21 protein-coding genes are annotated in these 25815 nt (G+C 52.4%); 9 read left to right on the top strand and 12 right to left on the bottom strand.

All coding sequences use genetic code 11. The features are described 5' to 3' along the window. The first annotated feature begins 84 nt into the window (after window positions 1–84). Complete coding sequence (locus AB182_RS12670; protein WP_047370418.1) at window positions 85–927, top strand: LysR family transcriptional regulator; 843 nt, start codon at window positions 85–87, stop codon at window positions 925–927. Here AB182_RS12670 and AB182_RS12675 read toward each other — a convergent pair. Then, a complete protein-coding gene (locus tag AB182_RS12675; RefSeq protein WP_047370419.1) occupies window positions 924–2432 on the bottom strand; it encodes a carboxylesterase/lipase family protein in 1509 nt (502 codons plus the stop codon). The two genes, AB182_RS12670 and AB182_RS12675, sit on opposite strands and share 4 nt — an antisense overlap. A gap of 42 nt (window positions 2433–2474) precedes the next feature. Further along, window positions 2475–3818, bottom strand: coding sequence for a 2-oxoadipate dioxygenase/decarboxylase HglS (gene hglS / locus AB182_RS12680; RefSeq protein ID WP_047370420.1), 1344 nt, complete (start codon window positions 3816–3818; stop codon window positions 2475–2477). Between the two features lie 292 nt (window positions 3819–4110). Here hglS and AB182_RS12685 point away from each other — a divergent pair, with 292 nt between their 5' ends. From AB182_RS12685 to AB182_RS12695, 3 genes are all read left to right on the top strand, one after another. Further along, window positions 4111–5034, top strand: a complete 924-nt coding sequence (locus AB182_RS12685) for a LysR substrate-binding domain-containing protein (RefSeq protein ID WP_047370421.1) — start codon at window positions 4111–4113, stop codon at window positions 5032–5034. Window positions 5035–5175: 141 nt separating this feature from the next. Then, complete coding sequence (locus AB182_RS12690; protein WP_047370422.1) at window positions 5176–7473, top strand: FdhF/YdeP family oxidoreductase; 2298 nt, start codon at window positions 5176–5178, stop codon at window positions 7471–7473. A gap of 255 nt (window positions 7474–7728) precedes the next feature. Further along, entirely contained in the window at window positions 7729–10113 is a 2385-nt protein-coding gene (locus AB182_RS12695) for a glucose/quinate/shikimate family membrane-bound PQQ-dependent dehydrogenase (RefSeq protein ID WP_047370423.1), read from the top strand. A 160-nt stretch (window positions 10114–10273) separates the two neighbouring features. Here AB182_RS12695 and tnpA read toward each other — a convergent pair whose 3' ends face one another. The 5 genes from tnpA to AB182_RS12715 all read right to left on the bottom strand — a co-directional run bounded on the left by tnpA (window position 10274) and on the right by AB182_RS12715 (window position 14213). Further along, the gene (tnpA, locus tag AB182_RS12700) at window positions 10274–10732 is read right to left on the bottom strand and encodes an IS200/IS605 family transposase (RefSeq protein ID WP_038918153.1); all 459 of its coding nucleotides are present in this window, start codon (window positions 10730–10732) and stop codon (window positions 10274–10276) included. Continuing rightward, complete coding sequence (locus tag AB182_RS32585) at window positions 10689–10898, bottom strand: hypothetical protein (protein WP_167337863.1); 210 nt, start codon at window positions 10896–10898, stop codon at window positions 10689–10691. The genes tnpA and AB182_RS32585 overlap by 44 nt, the downstream gene beginning before the upstream one ends. 36 nt (window positions 10899–10934) lie before the next feature. Beyond that, a complete protein-coding gene (locus AB182_RS12705; protein WP_047370424.1) occupies window positions 10935–12632 on the bottom strand; it encodes a methyl-accepting chemotaxis protein in 1698 nt (565 codons plus the stop codon). A 154-nt stretch (window positions 12633–12786) separates the two neighbouring features. Then, on the bottom strand, window positions 12787–13905 hold the full coding sequence (locus AB182_RS12710; protein ID WP_047370425.1) for an S-(hydroxymethyl)glutathione dehydrogenase/class III alcohol dehydrogenase: 1119 nt from the start codon (window positions 13903–13905) through the stop codon (window positions 12787–12789). Between the two features lie 32 nt (window positions 13906–13937). After that, window positions 13938–14213 (bottom strand): metal/formaldehyde-sensitive transcriptional repressor, encoded by a 276-nt coding sequence (locus tag AB182_RS12715; RefSeq protein ID WP_047370426.1) that lies wholly within the window; start codon window positions 14211–14213, stop codon window positions 13938–13940. Window positions 14214–14685: 472 nt separating this feature from the next. Between AB182_RS12715 and AB182_RS33290 the strand changes: the two genes are divergently transcribed. Further along, window positions 14686–16308, top strand: a complete 1623-nt coding sequence (locus AB182_RS33290) for a methyl-accepting chemotaxis protein (RefSeq protein ID WP_052958827.1) — start codon at window positions 14686–14688, stop codon at window positions 16306–16308. Window positions 16309–16374: 66 nt separating this feature from the next. On the opposite strand, the gene AB182_RS12725 is transcribed toward AB182_RS33290, so the two are convergent. Beyond that, the gene (locus AB182_RS12725; RefSeq protein ID WP_047370427.1) at window positions 16375–17031 is read right to left on the bottom strand and encodes an MgtC/SapB family protein; all 657 of its coding nucleotides are present in this window, start codon (window positions 17029–17031) and stop codon (window positions 16375–16377) included. A 167-nt stretch (window positions 17032–17198) separates the two neighbouring features. Here AB182_RS12725 and AB182_RS12730 point away from each other — a divergent pair, with 167 nt between their 5' ends. Beyond that, window positions 17199–17693: a tetratricopeptide repeat protein gene (locus AB182_RS12730; RefSeq protein WP_223883595.1), complete on the top strand. Its 495-nt coding sequence runs from the start codon at window positions 17199–17201 to the stop codon at window positions 17691–17693. A gap of 4 nt (window positions 17694–17697) precedes the next feature. On the opposite strand, the gene AB182_RS30515 is transcribed toward AB182_RS12730, so the two are convergent. From AB182_RS30515 to cybB, 3 genes are all read right to left on the bottom strand, one after another. Beyond that, on the bottom strand, window positions 17698–17934 hold the full coding sequence (locus AB182_RS30515) for a DUF1272 domain-containing protein (protein WP_071845876.1): 237 nt from the start codon (window positions 17932–17934) through the stop codon (window positions 17698–17700). A gap of 364 nt (window positions 17935–18298) precedes the next feature. Beyond that, window positions 18299–19624 carry an MFS transporter gene (locus tag AB182_RS12735; RefSeq protein ID WP_047370428.1) on the bottom strand — a complete coding sequence of 442 codons (1326 nt, stop codon included), beginning with the start codon at window positions 19622–19624 and terminating at the stop codon, window positions 18299–18301. Between the two features lie 215 nt (window positions 19625–19839). Beyond that, a complete protein-coding gene (gene cybB, locus AB182_RS12740; RefSeq protein WP_047370429.1) occupies window positions 19840–20370 on the bottom strand; it encodes a cytochrome b561 in 531 nt (176 codons plus the stop codon). A gap of 182 nt (window positions 20371–20552) precedes the next feature. On the opposite strand from cybB, the gene gap reads away from it, so the two are divergent. The 3 genes from gap to AB182_RS12755 all read left to right on the top strand — a co-directional run bounded on the left by gap (window position 20553) and on the right by AB182_RS12755 (window position 24152). Continuing rightward, window positions 20553–21554 carry a type I glyceraldehyde-3-phosphate dehydrogenase gene (gene gap / locus AB182_RS12745; RefSeq protein WP_047370430.1) on the top strand — a complete coding sequence of 334 codons (1002 nt, stop codon included), beginning with the start codon at window positions 20553–20555 and terminating at the stop codon, window positions 21552–21554. Between the two features lie 332 nt (window positions 21555–21886). Next, entirely contained in the window at window positions 21887–23128 is a 1242-nt protein-coding gene (locus AB182_RS32320; protein ID WP_139153699.1) for a fimbrial protein, read from the top strand. 133 nt (window positions 23129–23261) lie between these two features. Then, window positions 23262–24152, top strand: coding sequence for an alpha/beta hydrolase (locus tag AB182_RS12755; protein ID WP_380081270.1), 891 nt, complete (start codon window positions 23262–23264; stop codon window positions 24150–24152). A 70-nt stretch (window positions 24153–24222) separates the two neighbouring features. Here AB182_RS12755 and aldA read toward each other — a convergent pair whose 3' ends face one another. Then, complete coding sequence (gene aldA, locus AB182_RS12760; RefSeq protein ID WP_047370433.1) at window positions 24223–25662, bottom strand: aldehyde dehydrogenase; 1440 nt, start codon at window positions 25660–25662, stop codon at window positions 24223–24225. Window positions 25663–25815 lie beyond the last annotated feature (153 nt).

The raw sequence follows: 25815 nt of genomic DNA on the forward strand, positions 1-25815 counted from the left end.
TAACCATTCAAATAAAAGCGCGTTGAGTCCACAATCGATTTGTTGTCATAATAGCCATGAATAAATTGCATAGCTGGAGTCACCATGCCAAACCGTACCTTGCCGCTGAATGCCATTGACGCTTTTCTGGTTACGGCCCGCCATTTAAATCTTACCCATGCCGCAAAAGAGTTATGTCTGACGCAGGGGGCGGTAAGCCGCAAGATTGCTTCACTGGAAACATGGTTTGGTTTCCCGCTGTTTGAGCGTCATGCCAGGGGTTTGCGGTTATCGCCTCAGGGCAGTGCCCTGCTACCGGAATTACGTTCAGCGTTTGAGCATCTGCAAACCCTTGCCGCGCAGGCGCGGGCACAACAAACGGTCGTACGACTGAAAGCGCCTACCTGTGCGATGCGCTGGCTGGTTCCGCGTCTTATTCAGCTTGAGCAAACCAGCCCTGACTTGCAGGTGGCATTGACGACCACCACTGACCATGGCGTTAACTTCAAAACTGAGCCGTACGATGCGGCAATCGTTTTTGGTACCCATTTTAGCGCGGGCGATCTGTTGTTTGATGAAGCGCTTACGCCGGTCATGAGTCCCCAATTGACGGCCGATGACACGCTCAGTCATTTGACGTTTCTGCATCCGACCAGAGATAAAACAGACTGGTCGCTGTGGCTGGCGAAACAGGACAGCACAACGTGGGTTATGAAAAAAAATCAACACTTCGACACCATGGATCTGGCGATCACGGCGGCCATTCAGGGGCTTGGCGTGGCCATTGCTGATGAAACGCTGGTCGCAGAGGATATCCGCGCCGGTCGCCTTATGCGTCCTTATGGGCAGAGCGTTAAGACAGGGGCGAGCTATCGTCTGGTTCTGAGAGATTCACAGAATAATGCCGCCGGGCTGGCGGCATTTCGCGCGAGCTTGCTGGATAATTAATCAAGTTTGACGTGATGCCGCATGACCCGTTTAAACAGTGTCAGGCGTGCCCGCATAAACCGATTTGCCATGCGAAATCCCGCATGTTTATTCAGTCCCATGCGTAGCAGCCTGTCGCGCCCTTTTCGGCAAGCCTGCCAGCGAACAGGGCCATGAAGCACATCGCAAGTGACGCTGGCTTCGCGGGCAAAGTTAACCCAGTAATCGGCAACCTTTGCTGCAAATGCCAGATCTCGATCATTGACGTAATGGCACGCAGGCTCAGTCAGCATCAGATTATCAAATACATAGGGCACTTCGTTTCCGTGCCACGCGCCATTGATGTAGGTGTCGTGCTCGGCTTCTGCCACGTAATCAAACCAGTAGCGCCAGCATGGTTGCCCGATGCGCTGTTGCGCCTGCATTATCACCAGTCCGAGAGAGGTAAACGCCATATCCCTGCAAACCTGGCGCCCCAGTTCCGTATCCCCTTTTACCCCGGGGTAAAGCAGCTTAATAATCCCGAGGCCAAAACGTTGCTCACGACGTAACTTATCAATTTGCCCGGCGAGGTCGACGCCAAACTCGGCCATCACACTGGCTTCATCACTGTTGGAACCGACGATAACCGGCATCGGATGTTGCAAAGCGCTGAAAAAAACCTCCAGTGCCGGCACAGGCAGGACGCCGTCTCCGGCAATTGGCGCGGGAGCGATCTTAAGCGGTGAAGGGAGCGGCCAGAATGCCTCGGCCGGGATCGCGCGCAATATCTCTGCCGTGGCATTGGGTGCGCCGAGATGCTCTGCAACGGCGATCCCTTTTTCCAGCGCGCGCTCAAGCGGCGTATCCGGCAAGGTGTAGCTGCTTTGAATAATGGCTTTGTGAAAGAGCCCCTTTGCCTTCGGCGAGGCCATCAGCGACATCACACTTCGTCCCCCGGCGGATTCGCCAAACAGCGTGATATTACGCGCATCGCCACCGAAGGCATGGATATTCTCTTTAACCCAGCGCAGCGCGGCAATTTGATCGAGCAGGCCGAAGTTACAGACGGTTTCGCCCTCTTCTTCTTGCAATGCCGGATGGGCGAAAAATCCCAGATGCCCCAGCCGATAATTGAGGGTGACCAGCACCACACCGCGTCGGGCGAGAGCTTTGCCATCATAGGGCGGCAAATCGCCCGCCCCCATGGTAAAACCGCCACCGTGCAGCCAGACCATCACCGGAAGTGGCGCACTGCGCGCCGCCGGAGCCCACACATTGAGATACAGACAATCTTCGGACAATTTACCCGGATCGCCGCCGGCAATTTGCGTGCAGATTTCACCGTTCTGCCAGCTGGAAGCCGAAAAAGTATCCGCCACGCGGACACCTTCCCAGGGTTCTGACGGTTGCGGCGCGCGCCAGCGCAGCGGCCCGACGGGAGGCGCCGCATAGGGAATACCACGCCAGACGAGACAATCCTCGTCGGTCACACCAATCAACGTGCCGTGGCGGGTTTCTGCTAACGGCGCGGAGGGATTTTCCATGACAACATCCTGTTTATGCACACCCGTAGCAGAGTACCTTTTTTACAACAGACCGCAACGTCGTTTGCTGCGCTCTTCTGCTTGCTCATAGAGGGTGAACTCATCAAGCACTTCACAGCCGAGCGCCTCTTCAAAACGCCGCTTGCTGGCGTTACCGTGGCTACGCTGTTGCGTTTCGTTGCCAAGGTTTGACTGAAAGATCCCGGCCGCACTGACGGGCAAAAAATCTTCGTAGATGATGGGTTGCGCAACTACCCAACCGCGCTCGATAAGCGGTTGCGGATCGTCACCCGGACGAATCGCCTTACGGTGAGCCTCGCCAGAGGGCGTCAGGCGATAGCGGAAGTAGGCCAGTTGCTGGCGTCGCAACAGCATTTCGCTGTCAGGGAAAGATTGAAATATCTCCTGTAAATGTAACTGATGCGTCAAATTGTCTTTCCCGGTGCCGGCTTCATTAAGTAACCGGTCGTAAAGTGCCCTGCCTTTTGGCGTCAGCGCCACGCCGCGCTGTTCTATCTCACCAAAACGCGCAGTATGCGTCCCCTCCTGCTCGCCTGCGAACAATACCGGTTCATCCAGTGCTTTGAAGCTGGTCTGGCGCAATAGGATTGGCACATCGCGGCGCGGCGGCCCTTCAATCAGGATTTTGGGTTCTATTCCATATTTCGGCATCAACGCCTGAACCTGGTCAATATCCAGCGTGCGCGGCGTCAGATGGTTGATATGGCAGCCGGGGAAGCAGACCACATCGGCAATCAGGCGGTGCTCAGTATGGAGCGCATGGTATGTCAGGGCATCCACGGTGGCATGACGATGCCAGCGAAAGGTCTCCAGCGCCTCTTTCACAAATTCACTCGCCTGGACAGCAGTGAACGCTCCGGTTTGTTCATGTAAGGCAATGAGTTCATGGCAACGTGGAGTGAAAATATCCCTGCGCTGTAAAATCGCGGCGGCCTGGTCGCGCAGTTGCGCATCCTCAATCAGTTCGAGGCGCAATAACGAGGTAAAAATGCGAAACGGATTACGTGCCAGCGCCGCATCATCAATGGGGCGAAAGGCAGTGGAGTGTACAGGAACCCCCGCCTGAGACAGATCGTAATAGCTCACAGGAAACATGCCCATAATGGCGAACATTCGTCGTAACGTCGCCAGTTCCTCCGGGCGTCCAACGCGAATTGCCCCATGGCGCTCGACGTTCAGGCGCGCCAGTTCATCTGCGTTAACCAGTTTTTCATGCAACCGGGGGTTATTCTCCAGTACTGCCAGATTGACGTCCGCAACCAGCTCCAGCAAGGTGCCGTACTGCGGAACTTCCTGCTGGTACATCGTTGACATTGCCTGCGAAAATTGTTCCCGAATGTCATCAGCCGTGATGGTGTTCGCCATGTTGTCATGCCTCCAGTATGTATTACCTGGAGTGTAGAGAAGCCGTCGCGCGCCTGTGGGAGAGAATTTACGAAGTGTGATCGCGGCAGAAAACCAAAAATGCCGTATTTCCGGCTATTTACATAACCAAAAATTATGCTTAACCCCCCACAGACATGCGGTTGACATCACACTGCCGGGAAAATTTGTTTGTAACTCAACGAGATTAAATGTTAAGAATGTTTTGCTACCAAGTTAACATAATTAAGCAACTTTACTTGCCACGGACATCGCTTCGTTTTTACATCATCTTATGGAAAAAAACGGTTTGTTCTCCCAGCGCATACGCTTGCGCCATCTGCATACATTCGTCGCCGTCGCTCAGCAGGGAACCCTGGGGCGTGCGGCAGAGACCCTTAACCTTAGTCAACCCGCGTTGTCCAAGACGCTGAATGAGCTGGAGCAACTCACCGGAACGCGTCTGTTTGAGCGTGGCCGACTGGGAGCGCAACTCACCCTGGTGGGTGAGCAGTTTTTAACCCATGCTGTGCGCGTACTTGATGCGCTCAATACCGCAGGCCAGTCGCTCAACTACAAACCTGAACAAAACAATGCCGTGATCCGTGTTGGCGCATTACCCACTGCGGCGCTGGGCATTCTGCCGTCGGTGATTGGTCAGGTACATAAGCAGCAGCCTGATATCACCATTCAGGTGGCGACCACCAATAATCCTATGTTGTTGGCCGGGCTGAAATCCGGTGAGTTGGACGTCGGCATCGGCCGTATGTCAGATCCGGAACTGATGAGCGGATTGACCTATGAGATGTTATTTCTTGAGTCACTCAAACTGGTGGTGCGCCCCAACCATCCGCTGCTACAAACCACGATTACGCTGAGCCGAGTGCTGGAATGGCCTGTCGTCGTACTGCCAACCGGTACAGTGCCACGCCAGAATACGGAGGATTTGCTACAAAGTCAGGGCTGCAAGCTTCCGACCGGCTGCATTGAAACACTCTCTGCGTCGTTATCACGACAATTGACCGTGAATTTTGATTACGTCTGGTTTGTTCCTTCCGGCGCAGTCAAGAACGATTTGCGCGAAGGTTCACTCACCGCGCTACCCATCGTACCGCCGGGTATGGGCGATCCTATCGGCATTCTCACTCGCGTGGATGCCCCCCTCTCCATCGGCGTGCAAACGCTGATCGCTGCTATTCGTAAAACCGTGCCAGATTAATCTGTACGCGCACCAGACACGAACCGTTGCGCAAATGGTAAACTTATTGTTAATTGTGTGATAAAAGATAGTTGTTGATTAAGGATTGCTGTTACGCAGCGTAGTGTTTGCGCAAGAGCAATCCGCTGTCCGGAAGAACACATGAAATTCAAAACTGCCATAAAACCTTATCGCGCCGCTGCCGGTGGATTAGGTTCTCTTGAAGCAACCACCCGCTTCGTTTTCGACAGCAAAAATGCCCTTAAAAACTTGCGCAACCTGCTGCGTATGAATAAAGCCCGCGGCTTTGACTGCCCCGGTTGTGCCTGGGGCGATGACAACAAAAGCACCTTTAGTTTCTGCGAAAACGGCGCGAAAGCGGTGACCTGGGAGGCAACACGCCGCCAGATTGACGCCAGCTTTTTTGCGCAACACAGCGTAAGCGCCCTCAACCGTCAGAGCGACTATTTTCTGGAGTATCAGGGCCGACTCACGGAACCGTTGCGCTATAACCCGCACACCGATCGCTACGAACCCGTGAGCTGGGATGATGCATTTGCCCTGATTGGACGCCATATTCGCGAAATGGATCACCCGAACCAGATGGAACTTTACACCTCGGGGCGCGCGAGTAATGAAGCGTCGTATCTTTACCAGCTGTTTGGTCGCATGGTCGGCACTAACAACTTCCCCGATTGTTCAAACATGTGCCATGAGGCCAGCGGCGCAGGGCTGAAACGCAGTATCGGCATCGGTAAAGGCACTATTCATCTCACCGATTTTGAACAGGCCGATGCGATTTTCGTCTTTGGGCAGAACCCAGGCACTAACCATCCGCGTATGCTCCACAGCCTGCGCCACGCTGCCGATCGCGGCGCGCGGATCGTTACCTTTAATACGCTGCGCGAACGGGGGCTGGAACGTTTTGCCGACCCGCAAAAACCGCTGGAGGTCGTCACCTCCAGGGCAGGCGCAATCAGTTCGGCCTATTACCAGCCGAATCTGGGGGGGGATATGGCCGCCGTGCGTGGGATGGCGAAAGCGTTGCTGGAAACGCATCGCCAGCGCCTGGCGAACGGGGAAGCCGGTATCTTCGATGATGCGTTTATCGCTCAACACACCACGGGTATCGAGGCCTGGTTTGCGCAAATCGATGCTACGTCCTGGCAGTCCATTGAAGCGCAATCCGGTTTGAGCGAGCAGCAATTGCGTGACGCCGCCGCCGTCTGGCAGAGCGCCAGGCGGGTCATATGTACCTGGGCTATGGGCATTACCCAGCATAAACATTCGCTGGATACGGTACGTGAAATCGTCAATTTGCAGTTGCTCGGCGGTCATCTGGGCAAACCGGGCGCGGGGCTGTGCCCGGTGCGCGGACACAGTAATGTGCAGGGTAATCGGACAATGGGGATTGATGAAAAACCTCCTGCCGCCCTGCTCGACAGCCTGGCACGTCATTTTGGTTTCGAACCACCGCGCGCCCCAGGACATCATACCGTGGCCGCCATTCAGGCTATGTTGCGTGATGGAGTGAAAGTCCTCATTACGCTTGGCGGTAATCTTGCCGCCGCCGCGCCGGACACCACACTGACCCGCGAGGCTTTGAAACGTTGCGGTTTGACCGTGCATATCAGTACCAAACTCAACCGTACCCATTTGATGCCGGGTGCGCAGTCGCTCATTTTACCGACCCTGGGACGTACCGAAGAGGACATGCAGGCGACAGGTCGTCAGTTCGTAACCGTCGAAGACTCATTTAGCATGGTTCATGCCTCAGAAGGTATCGGTAAGCCGCTGGCAGAAACGCAAAAATCGGAAACCGCGATCGTCGCCGGTATCGCCCACGCGGTACTGGGAAACAGCAAGCTGGACTGGCTGGCCTTAGCCGATGATTACAACCTGATTCGCGATCATATCGCCGCCACTATTCCCGGCTTCAACAACTTTAATGCTCGCTGCGAAGAGCCCGGTGGTTTCTGGCTGGGAAACTGTGCGGCATCACTCACCTTTGCAACGCCGTCCGGTAAAGCAGAGTTCAGCAGCGCACCGCTGCCAGCTGCCGTCTGCCCGGAGATCAGCGCGCCATTTGTGTTACAGACATTACGTTCGCACGATCAGTACAACACGACGATTTACGGTCTGGATGACCGCTATCGCGGTGTTTATGGGCAGCGCGACGTCCTGTTTATGCATCCGGACGATATTCTGGCACTGGGGCTGAGCGACGGCGACCGCGTCGATATCACCACCCTGGCGACCGACGGCATTACGCGTCAGGTTACAGGGTTCCGTCTCGTTGCATATGCCATCCCGCGCGGTAATCTTGCGGCCTATTATCCGGAAACGAATCCGCTGGTCCCCCTGACCCGCTACGGTGACGGTACCGGAACACCGACCTCTAAATCCATTCCTGTGACGATTACCCCCTCGCGAAATGTCGATACGCAGCGTATCGCCTGATCAAGCGGCCCGCCATGCGCGGGCCAGTTCTCAAATAATGCGATCTAATTTATTAACAATTGCGCCAGGCAATTTAACAGATTTATCATATTTGCAAATTCACCAAATGGTTCATTTACCATATAAATAGTGAGTTTTTCATGCGGATACCCCCGATTACATCTGCAATAAAACGATAACCCTCTAATACTGTTATCCATTTGGTACATATTCACCATTACGTATCGGATAATCGGTGTGCTTAAGGAGATGGAAATGGCACCTGGCAGTAGCACCCCACGCAGGTTGGTTACCCTTCTGCGCTGGCTCCTCGCCATTCTGATGCTCGTCATCGGTCTGGCAATCGGCATTCCTGGCATCAAACTCATCACGTTAGGCGGCAGCGTCTGGTTTACCGCGATGGGTATCGTGATGCTGATTGCCGCGATACTTATTCTACGAAATCGTCCTGGCGGCATCATTCTGTATGCACTGGGCTTTATCGCGTCCATCATTTGGGCAATTTACGATGCCGGATGGGCGTTCTGGCCTCTGTTCTCACGCTTGTTTACCTTCGCCGTTCTGGCATTTCTGGCTGCCCTGCTGTGGCCTTTTATGCGCGCACAACAATCGGTAAAACCGGTTAACAAATCTGCGTTCGGCGTTGCGGCAATCCTCGCGGTTGTGCTTCTGGCCAGCGTCGGTGGGATGTTTAAAACCTGGAATGTGATCGCCCCAACCGAATCCATTACCGTCAAAGCGGTTCAGTCGGGCAGCGAACAGCACGACTGGAAGCACTGGGGCAATACCATCCACGGCGATCGTTTTGCCGCGCTTGACCAGATCAACAAACAAAATGTCGATAAGCTGCAAGTCGCCTGGGTTGCACACACCGGAGATATCCCGCAAAGCAACGGCTCTGGCGCGGAAGATCAGAACACACCGCTGCAGATTGGCGACACGCTGTATGTCTGTACCCCGTACAGTAAAGTACTGGCGCTGGACGTCGATTCCGGTAAAGAGAAATGGCGTTATGACGCGAAAGCGACAGCACCAAACTGGCAGCGCTGCCGTGGCTTAGGGTATTACGAAGAACCGCATACCGCTGTCACTCCTGCCGTACAGGCACAACCTGCAACATGCGAACGCCGCCTGTTCCTGCCCACTACCGATGCACGTCTGGTGGCAATCAATGCAGATAACGGCCAACCGTGCGCAGACTTCGGTGATAACGGTACCGTTGATTTGAGTGTCGGCATGGGTGAAATCAAACCCGGTTACTACCAGCAAACGTCCACACCGCTGGTTGCGGGGAATATCGTTGTGGTCGGTGGCCGTGTGGCGGATAACTTCTCCACCGACGAACCACCGGGCGTTGTCCGTGCCTATGATGTTCACACCGGCAAACTGGCGTGGGCGTGGGATCCGGGCAACCCGGATCGGAAAGGCCTGCCGCCAGAAGGTCAAACCTACACGCGCGGTACGCCGAACGTCTGGTCGGCAATGTCTTATGACGCGAAACTGAATCTGATCTATCTGCCGACAGGTAACGCTACGCCAGATTTCTGGGCGGGCGAACGTACCGCGCTGGATGATAAGTACAGCTCATCCATTGTGGCGGTCGACGCAACAACCGGTGACGTACGCTGGCACTTCCAGACCACTCACCACGACCTGTGGGATTTCGACTTACCGTCACAGCCGCTGTTGTATGACTTACCTGACGGCAAAGGCGGCACCACGCCGGTGCTGGTGCAGACCAGCAAACAGGGCATGATCTTCATGCTCAACCGCGAAACCGGTAAGCCGGTGGCGAAGGTAGAGGAACGCCCGGTTCCAGCCGGTAATGTGAAAGGCGAACACTATTCCCCTACCCAGCCGTACTCGGTGGGCATGCCGATGATCGGTAATGAAACCCTGAAAGAGTCTGACATGTGGGGTGCGACGCCTGTCGATCTGCTGATGTGCCGTATCGCCTTTAAGGGCATGCGCCATCAGGGGGTTTACACCCCACCGGGCCTCGATCGCGCATTGCAGTTCCCGGGTTCGCTGGGTGGCATGAACTGGGGCAGCGTTTCCGTTGACCCGACCAACAACCTGATGTTCGTCAACGATATGCGCCTGGGACTGGCAAACTACATGGTGCCACGTGAAAACGTCGCCAAAAACGCCAGTGGGATTGAGATGGGTATCGTCCCGATGGATGGCACGCCGTTTGGCGCAATGCGCGAACGCTTCCTGTCGCCGCTGGGTATTCCTTGTCAGAAACCGCCGTTCGGAACCATGTCTGCTATCGACCTGACTTCCGGGAAAATAGTGTGGCAGGTTCCCGTGGGCACCGTTCAGGACACCGGCCCGCTGGGTATTCGCATGCATATGCCGATTCCGGTCGGTATGCCGACACTGGGCGCATCGCTATCCACCCAGTCTGGTTTGCTGTTTTTTGCCGGTACCCAGGATTTCTACCTGCGCGCGTTTGATACGGCAACGGGTAAAGAGATATGGAAAGATCGTCTGCCGGTGGGAAGCCAGTCTGGCCCGATGACGTATGTTTCGCCGAAAACGGGCAAACAGTACATCGTCATCAATGCGGGTGGCGCCCGTCAGTCACCGGATCGCGGTGATTATATTATTGCTTATGCGTTGCCGGATCAGCCGTAAACCGGGGCGCGTTATCAACAAACCCGCCGCCATGGCGGGTTTTCTATAGACAATAAATATCCTCCGGCATAGCCGGAGGTTTTTCGGATGCGCCTATAAGGCTCTGTTACCAGCCGCGCCCTAACAGGCGCATACGATCTGACATTTGCATCAAACTTCGTTACTTACGGCCCGTAAACGGGCTACCCGGATAAGGGATCGACAACTGCTCGCCCATTTTATCCTCTTCAAGCTGGTGCTTTATGTATTCTTGTATCTTCGCCGTGTTCTTCCCTACCGTGTCTACGTAGTATCCCCGGCACCAGAACTCCCTGTTCCTGTATTTGAATTTCAGATCGCCAAACTGCTCATAAAGCATCAGACTGCTTTTCCCTTTCAGATATCCCATAAAGCCGGATACGCTCATTTTGGGCGGGATTTCCACAAGCATATGGATATGATCTGCGCAGCATTCAGCTTCCAGGATCCGTACATTTTTCCACTCACACAGCTTTCTTAAAATGCTCCCTATCGCAAGACGTTTCTCTCCATAGAACGCTTGTCTTCGGTATTTTGGCGCAAAAACTATGTGATATTTACAGTTCCATCGGGTGTGCGCTAAGCTCTTTTCGTCCCCCATTGGGACCCCCTTTTGATTTCTTGTTGAACTTTTGCAGTTGCCAGACCGCAAGGTGTTTTAACAAATCAAAAGGGGTTTTAATAACTGGCTTAAAGCTGAAAGCTTTCCGGAACCCCCAGCCTAGCTGGGGGTTTTCTATAGACAAAAAAGCCGTGGTGATGTTCACCACGGCCTCTATGACGGGCCTTATGGCCCTATACCATCAGAACGTTTCCCAGTTCTCGCTGCCATGTGCCATAGCAGGACGCTGAGTACCGACGGGCTTCAGCGGGGTTGATGAGGATTTCACCGGACGACTTGTACCGCTGGCATGCACGCGGAACGCACCAACCGCTTCGGTAAGACGCGCGGCCTGCTCTTCCAGAGAGGTTGCCGCTGCTGTTGCTTCTTCCACGAGGGAGGCGTTCTGCTGGGTGACATTATCCATCTCGGTGATAGCCTGGCTAACCTGAGTAATACCTTTACTCTGCTCATCCGACGCGGCGGCAATTTCCAGCATGATATCGGTAACGCGTTTTACCGCCGTCACGATCTCATCCATGGTTTCACCGGCGGCCACGACTTCGCTGGAGCCTTTATCAATCAAACTCACTGAGTCGCTGATTAACGCTTCAATCTCTTTCGCTGCCTGCGCACTGCGGCTCGCCAGGGTACGGACTTCGCTGGCTACCACCGCAAAACCACGGCCTTGCTCACCGGCGCGCGCAGCTTCAACTGCGGCGTTCAGCGCCAGAATGTTTGTCTGGAAGGCAATACTGTTAATCACCGCGGTAATTTCGGAAATTTTCTTCGAGCTGGACGTAATATTGCCCATGGTCTGTACCACACCATCAACAATCTCACCGCCTTTGGTCGCTTTACCGGAGGCATCGCGCGCCAGGTTGCTGGCATGATGCGCATTGTCCGCATTCTGTTTCACGGTCGCCGTAAGCTCTTCCATACTGGCTGCGGTCTGCTCAATCGCTGCGGCCTGCTGCTCAGTACGTGAAGAAAGATCGGTATTTCCTGCAGAGATCTCGCTGGTTCCGCGATAAATTTCCTCAGCGCCATCACGCACGGTGGTCACGGTTTTCACCAGGGAACGCTGCATCAATTGCAAATCGTTGGTCAGGCGGCCAATCTCACTGCGACCGGTGACTTCCTCAGGTACAGTCAGGTCTCCGCCCGCAATATGTTCAATACGTCTGGCAGCACGCTGCAGCGGATTGATCACCACACGACGCAATACGGTAAAGGTAATGACCGTTAAGAAGAGCGCGACGGCAAATGCGCCCGCCATAAAGATCAGCCCCAGTTGGGTGCGCTGGTGTGCTTGTTCACCCAGGCGAGTTGCGCGATCGCTACGAATCTGAATCGCTTTAAGCAGATATTCATTGAATGCGCTGTCTAAAACCCGCGCCTGCTCATTTTCGTGGTTGATGATGGCTTCAAACATGCCGTTTTTGGCATATTTCAGCATCGGCTGCATGCCGTCGAAATAGGCGTTAAAGCGGGTGGTCAGTTCGCCATCGAGCGCTAAATCTTCCGGAGTTTTAACCGCACGGGCCATATAGGTATTAAAGCCCTCCTGTGCCTGCTTGATACGTTTTTCCGCATCTGCAATGTTCTTTCTCATATCATCCATTTCGGCAATGCGGCTGGCCGCCCCGGCATGGATCAGGCTGATACGCGCTATACGTAAGTTATTGGAACTGTTAGATAACCCCATACGAACCTGGATTTCTTGCGTCACATCCTGCTGGTCTCTGTCAGCCTGCATCAAGAAATACCCTGCTAACCCGGAACTCAACGCAAATAACAGCAATATGCCACTCAGGATAGCGGAAAATAGGGGAACCAATCGAATATTGTGCATAAATCCAATGCCTTGCTGTCTGTGCATCGCTGCTGTGTTATCCATGGCTATCGACTCTCTTTTGTATAAGATGCGTAAAACACGCCTGTCAGAAAGGTATCGGCAATTGTGGGATTTATGTTAAGGGGAAAAATGTCAGGCGGGTCACAGATTTAGACATTGAAAATGCCAGCGGCTTAACCGCTGGCCAGTAGTTTACTTATTTATCGCCGAAATGAATGACAGTACGAATAGATTTGCCTTCATGCATGAGATCAAAGGCTTCGTTGATCTGATCTAACGGAAGCCGATGAGTAATAAACGGGTCGAGACGAATCTTACCCGCCATTGCATCCTCCACCATGCCCGGTAACTGCGTGCGCCCTTTTACGCCACCGAAGGCAGAACCACGCCATACGCGGCCTGTCACTAACTGGAATGGACGGGTTTTGATCTCCTGGCCCGCGCCCGCGACACCGATAATGACGCTTTCGCCCCAGCCTTTATGGCAGCACTCAAGCGCCGCACGCATGACATCTACATTGCCGATACATTCAAAGCTGAAATCAACACCGCCATCAGTCAGCTCAACAATCACCTCCTGAATCGGTTTTTCGTAATCTTTAGGATTCACGAAATCCGTTGCCCCCATCTCTTTCGCGAGGGTGAACTTCTCCGGGTTGGTATCGACGGCAATAATACGACCGGCTTTGGCCTGAACCGCGCCCTGAATGACCGCCAGACCAATACCGCCGAGCCCGAACACCGCAACGGTGTCCCCCTCTTTTACTTTTGCCGTGTTGTGCACCGCACCGATACCGGTGGTCACGCCGCAGCCCAGCAGGCACACTTTCTCCAGTGGCGCCTGCGGATTGACTTTCGCCAGGGAAATCTCAGCCACCACCGTATATTCGCTAAACGTACTGGTCCCCATGTAGTGATAAATCGGCTCACCATTATAGGAGAAACGGGTGGTGCCATCTGGCATCAGGCCCTTGCCCTGAGTGGCGCGAACGGCCTGACAAAGATTCGTTTTACCGGATTTACAGAACTTACACTCACCACATTCTGCGGTGTACAACGGAATAACATGATCGCCGGGTTTCAGGCTGGTCACCCCTTCGCCGACTTCAACAACAATGCCACCGCCTTCGTGACCGAGTACCGCCGGGAATACGCCTTCCGGATCATCACCTGAAAGGGTAAAAGCGTCAGTATGGCAGACGCCGGTGTGGGTAATGCGAACCAGGACTTCGCCTTTTTTTGGCGGTGCGACATCAATCTCAACAATTTTGAGCGGCTGACCCGGCCCAAACGCAACAGCAGCACGTGATTTCATCAAACTCTTCCTTTTTCGGTGTACGTAAATGTTTATTTTAGATAAGAGCGCAAAAGATGACCGACTTCCGCCATGCGGGCAGCGCGCTGATCGGGTGTGGTCTCGCCACTGACCAGTTCATCTTTCAGGTGTATTTCCACCATTTCCCCCATCAGACCATTCGCCGCACCACGTACGGCAGCAATCTGTTGCAGAATAGCAATGCAGGGATCGCCGTTTTCCAACGCGCGCTCCAGTGCGTCAACCTGCCCACGGATGCGACGAACCCGGGTGAGAATACGTTTTTTATCTTCAGGTGAATGCGGCATAACCACTCCTTATATACTATATGGGGGTATGGTACATGGTTTCGAATCTTGCTGCAAAATTAATATGTTGTGGAAATCATAAAAACCTGGCACCGGGATAGCGCTCACGTATCTATGAGACACCGTTAAGTATATTCTGCCGCCCTTCCCTCTGACCTGATAATTAATCTGACGCCCACTTATGGCGTCATCTTTAGAAAACATTTTTGCGCTAAATATTTACGCATCCCATCCAGACAAAATATATCTTGTGAAATTAGCATATGTATGCATCAAGAATTAACAATGATATATCCAACTACCGAGTTTAGCTATGCTATTTCTTAATGTAGACTCACTAAATAATATCGCCCCGCAATATTCATAATTATCGTATTTTAAAATCTCATTTTCATCCCAACTTATTGATATATCGAAACCTATAATAATCAAGGTATTTATTTCTCTCGGCAATATAAATTAATGAACCATTATGACGATAATTGTTTCACTGCACATTTTCACAATCGCAATATTTTTGGGTTTCACGCTGGAGCAGGACGATATGGTTAAGAATATGAACATCCGCAGGAAGTTAACATCGGCTTTTGGTTTGATCATTTTGGTTTTAATGGTGCTAAGCGGCGTATTTTATTATAATTTTTCGACCCTTATAACTGCAAACAACTGGAACGTACATACTTATCAAGTGATTGATGAAAACAGGGCATTGACACTAAGCCTGGTGAATATGGAAACCGGATTACGCGGTTTTGCGCTTACCGGAAAGGAGGAGATGCTGGAGCCGTATAATAGCGGTCAGAAATCATTTTCTACCCACTGGGACGCCCTTAAAGAATTTACCGCCGACAATCCCGCCCAACAAGCCCGGCTTAAACACCTTTCAGAACAGTATTCGCTATGGTTGCATGATGTGGCTGAGAGAATTATTAATAACCGCCGTGATGTATCGAATCAAAAGATGAGTGCCGATGACTTTAATGCCCGCTTCGAAGCGAATACAGGTAAAAGTCAGATGGACAGTATGCGGGGTATAATTGATGAGATGATTAATGCGGAAAGTGTATTACTGCATGTCAGGCAGGACACCGTGAAATCGACCGAGACGCAAACCCGATTTATTCTTCTTTTCGGCGCGATCCTGAGTGTGATTATTGCTGTAGCATTATGCGTTATTATCTCACGCATTATTACGACACCATTGCAGATTGCAGTAAAAACCGCAGAGGCAATTGCGCATGGTGATTTAACGTCTTCCATTAAAGGGCATTCTCGTGATGAAACCGGACAACTGCTGAATGCGCTGGATGCCATGCAAATACAGTTACGCTCCCTTGTTGAAAAAATTCAGGATTCGGCAGCGTCAATTGACGAGGCAGCCAGAGAGGTAGCAATCGGCAACACGAATTTATCGAGCCGCACGGAGGAACAGGCCGCGTCGCTCATTGAGACCTCGGCCAGCATGGAACAATTGACAGTGACGGTACGCCAAAACTCATCTAACGCACAGAATGCCAGTACGCTTGCGGCCACTGCCTCGTCTGTCGCGGAGCGTGGCGGCAAGGTCGTGCAAAATGTCATTACTACAATGGGCTCTATTTCCGACAGTTCGCAACACATCGTCGAGATCATCAGCACCATTGAAGGGATCGCCTTTCAGACAAATATCCTGGCATTAAACGCGGCTGTTGAAGCGGCAAGAGCGGGAGAGCAAGGCCGTGGTTTTGCTGTTGTCGCCAGTGAGGTTCGTGGTCTGGCCCAGCGAAGCGCGACCGCTGCAAAGGAGATAAAAGAGTTAATTGAAGCCTCAAGCGCCAAAGTATCGGAGGGCGCGACGCTAGTCGGTCAGGCTGGCTCCACGATGGATGAAATCCTGGCCTCCATTCATGAAGTCGCTGCATTGATGACTGAAATCTCAACGGCGTCCGGAGAACAATCTACCGGTATTGAACATATCAGGGTGGCGGTGAACCAGATGGACGACGTGACGCAGCAAAACGCCGCGTTAGTTGAACAAGCCGCCGCTGCCGCAGCATCGCTGGAAGAACAGGCGTCAACATTGACGCAAACAGTTGGGACCTTCCGCGTGGTTTAGCCTCATCGTGCGCCAGGAGCCCTCTCCCGGCGCACAAAGGTTTTCTGCCCCAGGCCTTCCAGATTTTTATTTCACCGTCAGCGATTTCACGCCCTCAATTCGGCATAAATCCGCGCCGATATCGTTTATTGGCATACCGGGGCGTAGCGTCAAAACAAGAAATAATTCACTGGTTTTATCCCCCGCCTGGCTGTTTTTCAGGGAACGAAAGGCAAATTTAACTGACCTTTCCTGTAACGCCGCCAAAACAATGGGCACACTTTCTGGTTTTAGTTTGATCTGCACACCATAATGCTTACTCAAAAAATGGTGACTTAACTGCCGGAAGACCTCAAGCACAAAGAGCGTCATAAAGGCGCCATAGATGCCAATGGCGTACATTCCGCTGCCGATGACCAAGCCAATGGCTGATGTCACCCACATCCCTGCCGCTGTAGTGAGCCCCTTGACGATCTGTTTTTGAATAATGATGGTTCCGGCACCCAGAAACCCCACGCCACTGACCACCTGTGCCGCGACCCTGCTGGGATCGAGGGCGACATGGTTCTCCTGCAAAATATCCTCAAAGCCATATTTGGAGACAATCATAAACAGCGCGCTGCCAATCCCGACAAGGACATGCGTTCTTAACCCGGCGTCTTTTGCGCGCAACTGACGTTCAAGGCCAATAAGCCCGCCAAGTAACCCCGCCAGCGCAACGCGTAGCAATAAATCAGTCACCATTTCTCACTTCCTCATCTATCCTCACGACGATTGCTTTATTCAACCAAAGCACATATCAGCGCGATCGCAAGACAAGTTGCCATGCCCCCTCAGTTTCCAGGAAATTATCCTTTCTCTTTACTGTTATTCATTTTACTGTCGGGAATGACATCAATCTGGTTGAAAATATGAAAACAGAACCTATGGAAAAGAATCTGCAGACGGCCATTGCTTTGCGCAAAGCAGGCGAATATGAAAAAAGCCGTGAATTACTTGAAGACCTTATTAGTCATGTGGAATTAAAAGCACGCGCCCTACTCAATATTGCCTGGTCCTGGGACAACCAGGGCGCGGAAGACAAAGCGGAAATATATTATCAAGCCGCTTTAGAGGCAGGTCTTGAAGGAGAAGATAAGTTTGAAGCGTTATTTGGCCTCGCCTGTACTTACCGGTGTCTCGGGAAATACACCTCAGCCAAAGCGCGTTTTACCGAAATACGGGCGGCCTGGCCAGAGGCAACGGAAATTATCCCCTTTTATGCCCTATGCCTGCATAATCTTGGCGAAAGTGATAAGGCGATGTCGGTGATGCTGGAACTGGTTGCCCGGCACCCGCCGACAGAGAATATTAAACGTTATCAAAAAGCCTTACACTATTACGCCCGGAACCTTACCGGGGCGTAAGCAGTTAAGCGCACCCTTGCGGTTTAAAAATGCGTGTTGTTGATGCGGGGTTGTTCACCAGTTTTGCGGCCGGCCTTTGTGGTCGCCTGACCAGTTCGCCGCCGCAGTTCGGGCAGCGCATCGCCATTTTCTGTGCGCAATCCTTGCAAAAGGTACATTCAAACGAGCAAATAAGCGCCTGAGCGGAATCAGGGGGAAGATCGGTATTGCAGCATTCGCAGTTGGGTCTCAGTTCCAGCATAACGTGTTCCTTTCAGGTGCGTTATCAACGTCGGGTGTGTTCAGGCTAAGTCAATAATATACCGAAATGAATACAGCATGATCGCGGCAAAATAGTACGGCGGGAAATAAAGGGTGTCGCCCTGGCAAGAATGAGTACGTCATCCTTGAGCGAGCTGAAAGACCGCACAGGTCTTGCCAGGGCAACATGTTCTGCCTTTTCTGGTGTTGGCCTAACGGGCAGAACAGAATTGAGTCTATGCCATTGAAAGGATTAATCAAATAAAAATATATCATTGATCGACAAAACCGATCAAAAGATCACTTTTCAATCACCCGCCATATAAGAGACGATCGCCCGGCAGAAAAGGCTACCGGGCGAGATATTAACGCTTCAGAGGCAATCCGGCCGTTTCGCGGGCACGCAGGACCGTCAGGAAGGTAATCAACGCAGCGGCCATCACGTAATACGCCGGAGAGAATTTATCCCCCGTCAAGGTTATCAGCCAGATAGAGAACCACGGTGTAATACCGCCAAAGAATGCGACAGCAAAATTATAGGCGATTGACAACCCGCCATACCGTACGCTGGTGGGAAAAAGCTCCGCCATCGCCGCGCTGCAGGCGCCGTCAAAAGCGGCAATAAACGCGCCGAGCATCATCATCGCGAGTACCGCTGAGAAAAAATCACCGTTAGCCATGAGCATCATTGCCGGATAACTCAGCAATATGAAACCGGCACATCCGGTCAGCATCAACGGCTTGCGGCCATATTTATCGGATAAATAGCCCATAAACGGCACCAGTACCGCAACCGAAAACAGGCCGATTGTGGTGATGGCATAGGAGTCCAGCTTCGAGTAGTGCAGTTCCGTTGAAAGATAACCAGGCATAAAAGTTTGTAGCGTCCAGTGACCCACCGCTTTGATGACCACAAATCCCACGCAGAAAAGAAGCGCCGCCCAGGCATGGGTTACCGCGGAACGCAGCGGCGTGGCGTCTGTTTGCCCCTGTTTTTTCGCTTCCAGGAACTCAGGGGAATCTTCCAGTTGCGTACGCAAATAAAGCCCAACCCAACCTAATGGCCCGGCGATAAGGAATGGAATTCGCCAGCCCCAGTCATTCATGGCACTTTCGCCCAGAAAAGCCGTCAACAGAAATACCAGCCCGGAACCCGCCACGAATGCCATAAAGCCGAAGTTATCTATCCAGCAAGTGAAATAACCACGTTTATTAACAGGCGCGTATTCTGCCAGGTAGGTCGTTGCACCGGAGCTTTCACCGCCGGCGGCAAATCCCTGAATGAGGCGGGTAATCACCAGCAACACGGTGGCAGTGATACCAATCTGGTGATAGGTCGGCAGCAATCCCATCACAAAGGTCGCGCCAGAGGTCAGAAGAATAACAGTGGCAAGGACTTTTTGCCGCCCTTTCCGGTCGCCAAGAGAACCAAAAAACAGGCCGCCGAGCGGGCGCATAACAAAACCTGCGCCAAAGACTGCGAACGATGACAAGAGCGCCACGCTCGGATTTTCGGCGTGGAAAAATTGTAAGCCGATGATGGCGGCAAGTGTTCCGTAGAGACCGAAATCGAACCATTCAACAAAATGGCCGACGCCCGTGGCCAGCAGAACTTTACGTAATTTGCGTGACGTAGTGGCATCCTCCGACAAAACCGTCCGTTCGAGCGATTGCTGTGCAGGCTGTGTCATAGCCCCTCCATGTATGATAGTGTTTCTATAATAGATATACTATCTACACTGACAGTTCGAATTTCGCACAGCAGATAACGCCCAAAATGTGATAACCGCCCTGCTTTCTCAGTGAAAAACCAAAGACGATCACATTTCTTTAAGGCAAAAAATAAGCCCCGCACCAGGCGAGGCTTAAAAATAACGGCAAGGTAACACCGCTATCGCATTTATATTTATACACGTTTCTTCGGCATCATGCGCAATAACGTATTGTCTTTGAAGAAATAATGGTGTGCGAGCGCGGCCAAAGCATGCAGAGCGATGACATAATAACCAAGCATGGCCAACGTCTCATGATATTCCTTAAGCGTATCCACCAGATCAAAGTTGGCTTCTGCCGCGTGCGGCATCGGCAAACCGAAGGCTATCCAGTTACCACCGCGGTTATACATCATTAACACGCCCAGAATCGGCAGCGCGATAAACAGCAGATAAATGATCAAGTGGCCCAGATGCGCCAGGCCGGTCAGTGCGGGTGACGGTTTCGGCACGATGGGCGGGGTCGGACTCTTAAGACGAATCAACAGGCGTGCAACCATCAATATCAAAATGGTGATACCGCAGGAGACATGGACAATATTGAAAGAGGAACGCCAGTCGCGCGGCGCAAAACCACGAAACTCCATGGCGCAATACGTCACAATGACCAGAAGAAACACCAGCCAGTGGATAGCTATCTGAAACCCGGAATAGTTGTTGCGCATATGACAATCCTGAAACGAAACAGAAGTAAAGCCAACATACCGAGCTTTTCTTAAAAATTCATTAACTTTTCTTTATCAATTATCAATCGGTTACGCCTGGATGAGAAGCTGTCATTTGCCGTTGTCTGTAACCCAGGCTATGCCTGGTGAAGTGAATTTTTTGAACCCGATGGAGAAGAGTGATGAGTAAAATTGGCATTAATGGTTTCGGGCGTATTGGTCGTCTGGTATTACGCCGTTTGCTCGAAGTGGGCAGCGATGCGCAAGTCGTGGCTATCAACGACCTGACCTCCCCAAAAGTACTGGCTTATCTGTTAAAACACGACTCAAACTATGGCCCGTTCCCCTGGAGCGTGGACTTCACGGAAGATTCGTTGATCGTTGACGGTAAAAAAATCACCGTGTATGCGGAAAAAGAGGCGAAACACATCCCATGGCGTAGCGCTGGTGCTGAGGTCATCGTGGAGTGTACCGGTTTCTATACCTCCAGCGAAAAATCACAGGCGCATCTGGAAGCCGGCGCGAAAAAAGTGTTGATCTCTGCCCCTGCCGGCGAGATGAAAACCATCGTGTTTAACGTCAATGACGACACGATTACACCGCAAGACACCATTATTTCGGTCGCTTCCTGTACCACCAACTGCCTTGCCCCAATGGCAAAAGCGCTGCATGACAGCTTTGGCATTAAGGTCGGCACGATGACCACTATCCATGCCTATACGGGCACACAGGCCCTGGTTGATGGGCCACGCGGGAAGGATCTTCGCGCCTCACGGGCCGCGGCGGAAAACATTATTCCGCATACGACAGGAGCAGCCAAAGCGATTGGTCTGGTGATACCCGACCTGAGCGGTAAGTTGAAAGGTCATGCCCAGCGTGTGCCGGTGAAAACCGGTTCCGTCACTGAGCTCGTCTCCGTTCTCGGCAAAAAAGTGACGGCAGATGAAGTGAATCAGGCGCTGAAAAAAGCCACTGAAAATAACGAGTCTTTCGGCTATACCGACGAAGAAATTGTCTCTTCTGACGTCATTGGTAGCCATTTCGGTTCGGTGTTTGACGCCACGCAAACTGAAATCACCGAGGTTGGCGATCTGCAGTTAGTCAAAACCGTCTCCTGGTACGATAATGAATATGGCTTCGTTACTCAGCTGGTTCGCGTGCTTGAGAAATATCGCAAACTGTAAATATTCAATGGGTGGCTCGGCCACCCATTTCTTCGTGTATGCTCGCTAACGTAATCTAAACAAATTTTTATTCAGGTGACTGAACAGAGAGAACAGATATACGAGTTGGTTCTATATTGGGAAATGATGTATCGTAGATAATAGCCGTTGCGCAGTATATCAATTCTGGCATTTTGAATAAAACATCCCGACAACTGATTGATTTTGAAAGAATCACATGTTCAGACTGATTCGTCAGCGCGTGTTGCCATCCATAGAAGATCTAATATCCTCCTGAACGAAACTATTCCTTGTAATTTACAAAAACACACTCTGGAGGAAAGGATGCGATCATGCAGCACTCATTTTTATCTGCCCCCTTATTTTTTACATTATGGATAAGTCAAACTTTTGCCGCAGCAATAGATTGTAATTTAACCGGGGCAAGCGTTAGCGTGGGGGGAACATATACGATTCCAAATGTAAATATGACGATGCCCCGCTCTCCTGCAAACGGATATACGCTGATATTTAATGTTGATGGGGCAAGAATCGGTAATGGAGTTAAAGCGGGTTGCACTAAAGCCACTCAACTGCGGTATTCATTACTGGACGCAGGCACAGCATTAATCACGAATTACAGTTATTCGGGTCAAATCAACGATATTTATCCAACCTCTGCTGAGGGAATGGGAATGTCTTTTAACGAGGCGACTTCCGTCAGTAAAACCCGATTTCAGGTCTGGCCTGGCTCACTTTTTATGCACAACATACCCGCCAGTACACCCGGCTATCTTTCGACTTTCGCCATGCTCGTTCATATGCGGCTATGGTCAACACCTCACTTTATCCATCCTGGTGGGGCGATAACGTATACCGGCCCGACATTTGTTGCTTTTATAACCCCTGCTAACGGTGGCGATACGATCAGCCAATGCCCAGCAGGCAGTGAAAGAATGCCCGGGGATACCGATAAAACCTGCGTTATTCTCAAACGACAGGTGGTTATCTCGGCCAGTCTGACGCTCGGCACCTGCGAACTCGAAGAAAAAAATAAAATTGTCTACCTGGGTTCGCATGATGGCTCGGGCGGGCAAAGCTCCCCATGGAAAGATGCCAGTTTTCAACTTAAGTGTCCGCTGGGGTACGGTTATGGTGCGATGCATAGTCTCGCTACTGGCGCGTACGATCTTTCCGGCGGTTACCAGTCCCATGCCGGTGTGCGAAATAAACCCGTGACCCTTCAGATTAACCCGTTGAATCCCCCGATCGCGGCGGTACCCGGTACGATGGATCTTGATGCCATTCCTGGCAGAGCGACAGGTTATGGCATTCAGTTGGCCTGGGGTGATAGTACCACTCAAAGTGAACCGCCGGCGAAGCCCGTCAATTTCAATACACGCATGAAGGCCAGCGAACTTAACAGTAATTTCTATCAGGCAGACCACAGCGGCAGACTGCCAGGTAACCGGGCGCTTCCCGTAGGTGCTGATAGCACTATCGCACTCTCGGCACGTTATGTTCGTATCCAAGGGGCGACGGTCTCGGCAGGTCAAGCGAACGGCAAAATAGAAGTGCTAGCCAGCTATGAGTGATTTTTTAACGAACCGCTGCCTGTTTTTTCAACCCCTCCCCATACTGCTTGTCAGCGACTATGATATAAACCACCGTTTCAATTTGTGGAGATACGGCGTGAAGCACATCAGTACGCAAGAGTTAGTTGACCTTATGCACGATGCAGTGGCCCGTTCAACGACATTCCCCGTCTGGCCCCAGGGAGAAGCGCCCGGCGCCATTGCCAGCCCGGTGGTCTTCCAACTGGAAGAAAAACATACTGGCCCCTCCGCGTTTGACCGCTCTGTGACGGGCGTTCGTTCGCCACAAATCACCGTTTACGCGCCACAAAAACCCAATGGGGTCGGTATCCTGGTAACGCCTGGCGGCTCGTACCGCCGCGTGGTACTCGATAAAGAAGGCAGTGCGCTGGCGCCGTTCTTCACTGAAAGAGGTTACACGTTATTTGTCATGACCTATCGCCTGCCGGGTGATGGTCATACCGAAGGCGCCAACGCCCCGCTCGCCGATGTTCAGCGCGCGATGCGAACCCTGCGGGCACGGGCGCGTGAATGGCAGCTTGACCCGGATCGTCTGGGCGTAATGGGGTTTTCCGCCGGGGGCCACGCTGCCGCCAGCCTGGGCACACGCTACGCTGAAAAGGTCTATCCGGTGCGGGATGATATCGATGGTCTGAGCGCCCGCCCGGCTTTTATGGCACTGGTTTACCCGGTGATCACCATGCGGGAAGAGATTGACCATCCTGGTTCTCGCCATGAACTCATTGGCGATACGCCTGCGGAACAACAGATTCATCATTACTCGTTAGAAGAACGTGCGGACAGCAAGACACCGCCGACCTTTTTACTTCATGCGGTAGATGACCCGGCTGTAAAGGTAGAAAACAGCGTGGTGATGTTTACCGCGCTGCGTCGTCTTGGCGTGCCGGTGGAGATGCATCTTTTCGAACAAGGCGCACATGGCTTTGGTATCCGCGATGCTCAGGGATTACCCGCCGCTGTCTGGCCGGATCTGATGATGAACTGGATTGAAACGAAGGTATGAGTCGCGGATGTCCCGGATGCGGCAGTAAACCGCCTTATCCGGGCAACCAAACGCCACCGGGAATGTCCCGTTATGCCTGCAAATAAACCATCTGGGTTTGCAGGTACTCTTCGAGGCCATGACGGCCATCGGCACCGCCAATCCCTGACTTGCGCCAGCCTGCATGGAAGCCCTGCATCGCTTCAAAATTCTCGCGGTTGATATAGGTTTCGCCGAATTTCAGCCCTTTAATGGCTTTCATCGCGGTGTTCAGGTTTTGCGTGTAGACCGATGATGTCAGGCCGTAATCGCTGTCATTGGCCATCGCCAGCGCCTCTTCCAGCGTATCGAACGCCACAACCGGCAGCACCGGACCAAAGGTCTCTTCATGCATGATGGACATCTCCTGGCGCACATCCAGCAGCAGCGTCGGCGGGTAGAAATAGCCTTTGCCCTCTACTGCTTTACCGCCCAGCACCACTCGCGCCCCTTCCGCCACCGCGCGAGCGACTTTAGACTCCACACGCTCCAGGGCGGCTGCGTTGATCAGTGGCCCCATCGCAATATCGTTACGCTGGCCCGGATCGCCAAATTGCACCACTTTCATCGCCTCGCCCAGCCGATTAACAAAACGGTCGTAAATGCCTTTCTGTACGTAGACACGTTCGGCGCAGTTACAGACCTGCCCGGTGTTAATCACGCGGGAATCGACAATGGCTTTCACCGCTAATTCCAGATCGGCGTCATCAAGCACGATAGCCGGGGCTTTACCGCCCAGTTCGAGACATACTTTGGTGATATTTTTCGCCGCCGCGGCCATGATTTTCTCACCCGCCGCCACGCTGCCTGTCATGCTGACCATCGCCACTTTCGGGTTACCCGCCAGCTCCTGTCCTACGGTTTCCCCCCGGCCCAGTACCAGGTTAAAGACCCCTTTAGGCAATCCGACGTCATGCACTATCTGTGCGAAAGCAATAGCGTTATTGGGGGTAAATTCACTCGGTTTGATGACAATGGTATTGCCGGTAATCAGCGCTGGCGCCAGTTTGCGGGCAATCAGGAAGAACGGGAAGTTCCACGGCAGGATCCCGGTGGTAACGCCCAGCGGACGCTTAAAGACGAAGATATTTTCGCCCGGCCGATCGCTTTGCAAGATCTCGCCTTCATAGCGACGCGCCCACTCTGACATGTAATCGATATAGTCGGCAGTGAAATTAACTTCCACGTCGGCCAGTTGCTGGATCTTCCCGCCTTCGGCAACAATAAGTGCACTGATTTCACTCGCTCTGGCACGGATACCGGCGGCTATTTTACGTAACCATCCGGCACGTTCGATGGCGGGTAAGGCTTCCCATGCAGGCTGCGCTTTATCAGCAGCATCAATCGCTTTACGCGCATCTTCTGCGGTCCCGTCCGGAATGCGTGAAAGCAACTCCTCAGTTGCCGGGTTGGTGACATCAATCCAGGCATCGCCCTGCCAGGTAACAAATTGCCCATCGATATACATAGGGTGCTGTACGGGTGCTGTCATGACCTGCTCCTGTAATGACATTGTTTTTAACAAGTGAACTCATTGTTAAAAATCTACAAGTGCACGGCTTGTTTCCCAGGAGAGAGAGTGAGTTTTGTGAGTTAACTCATAAAAGAAAAGCATAAACACAACAATGGAATAACATTAAACCAA

Origin of the sequence: Phytobacter ursingii (assembly GCF_001022135.1) — a bacterium.
Lineage (GTDB): Bacteria > Pseudomonadota > Gammaproteobacteria > Enterobacterales > Enterobacteriaceae > Phytobacter > Phytobacter ursingii.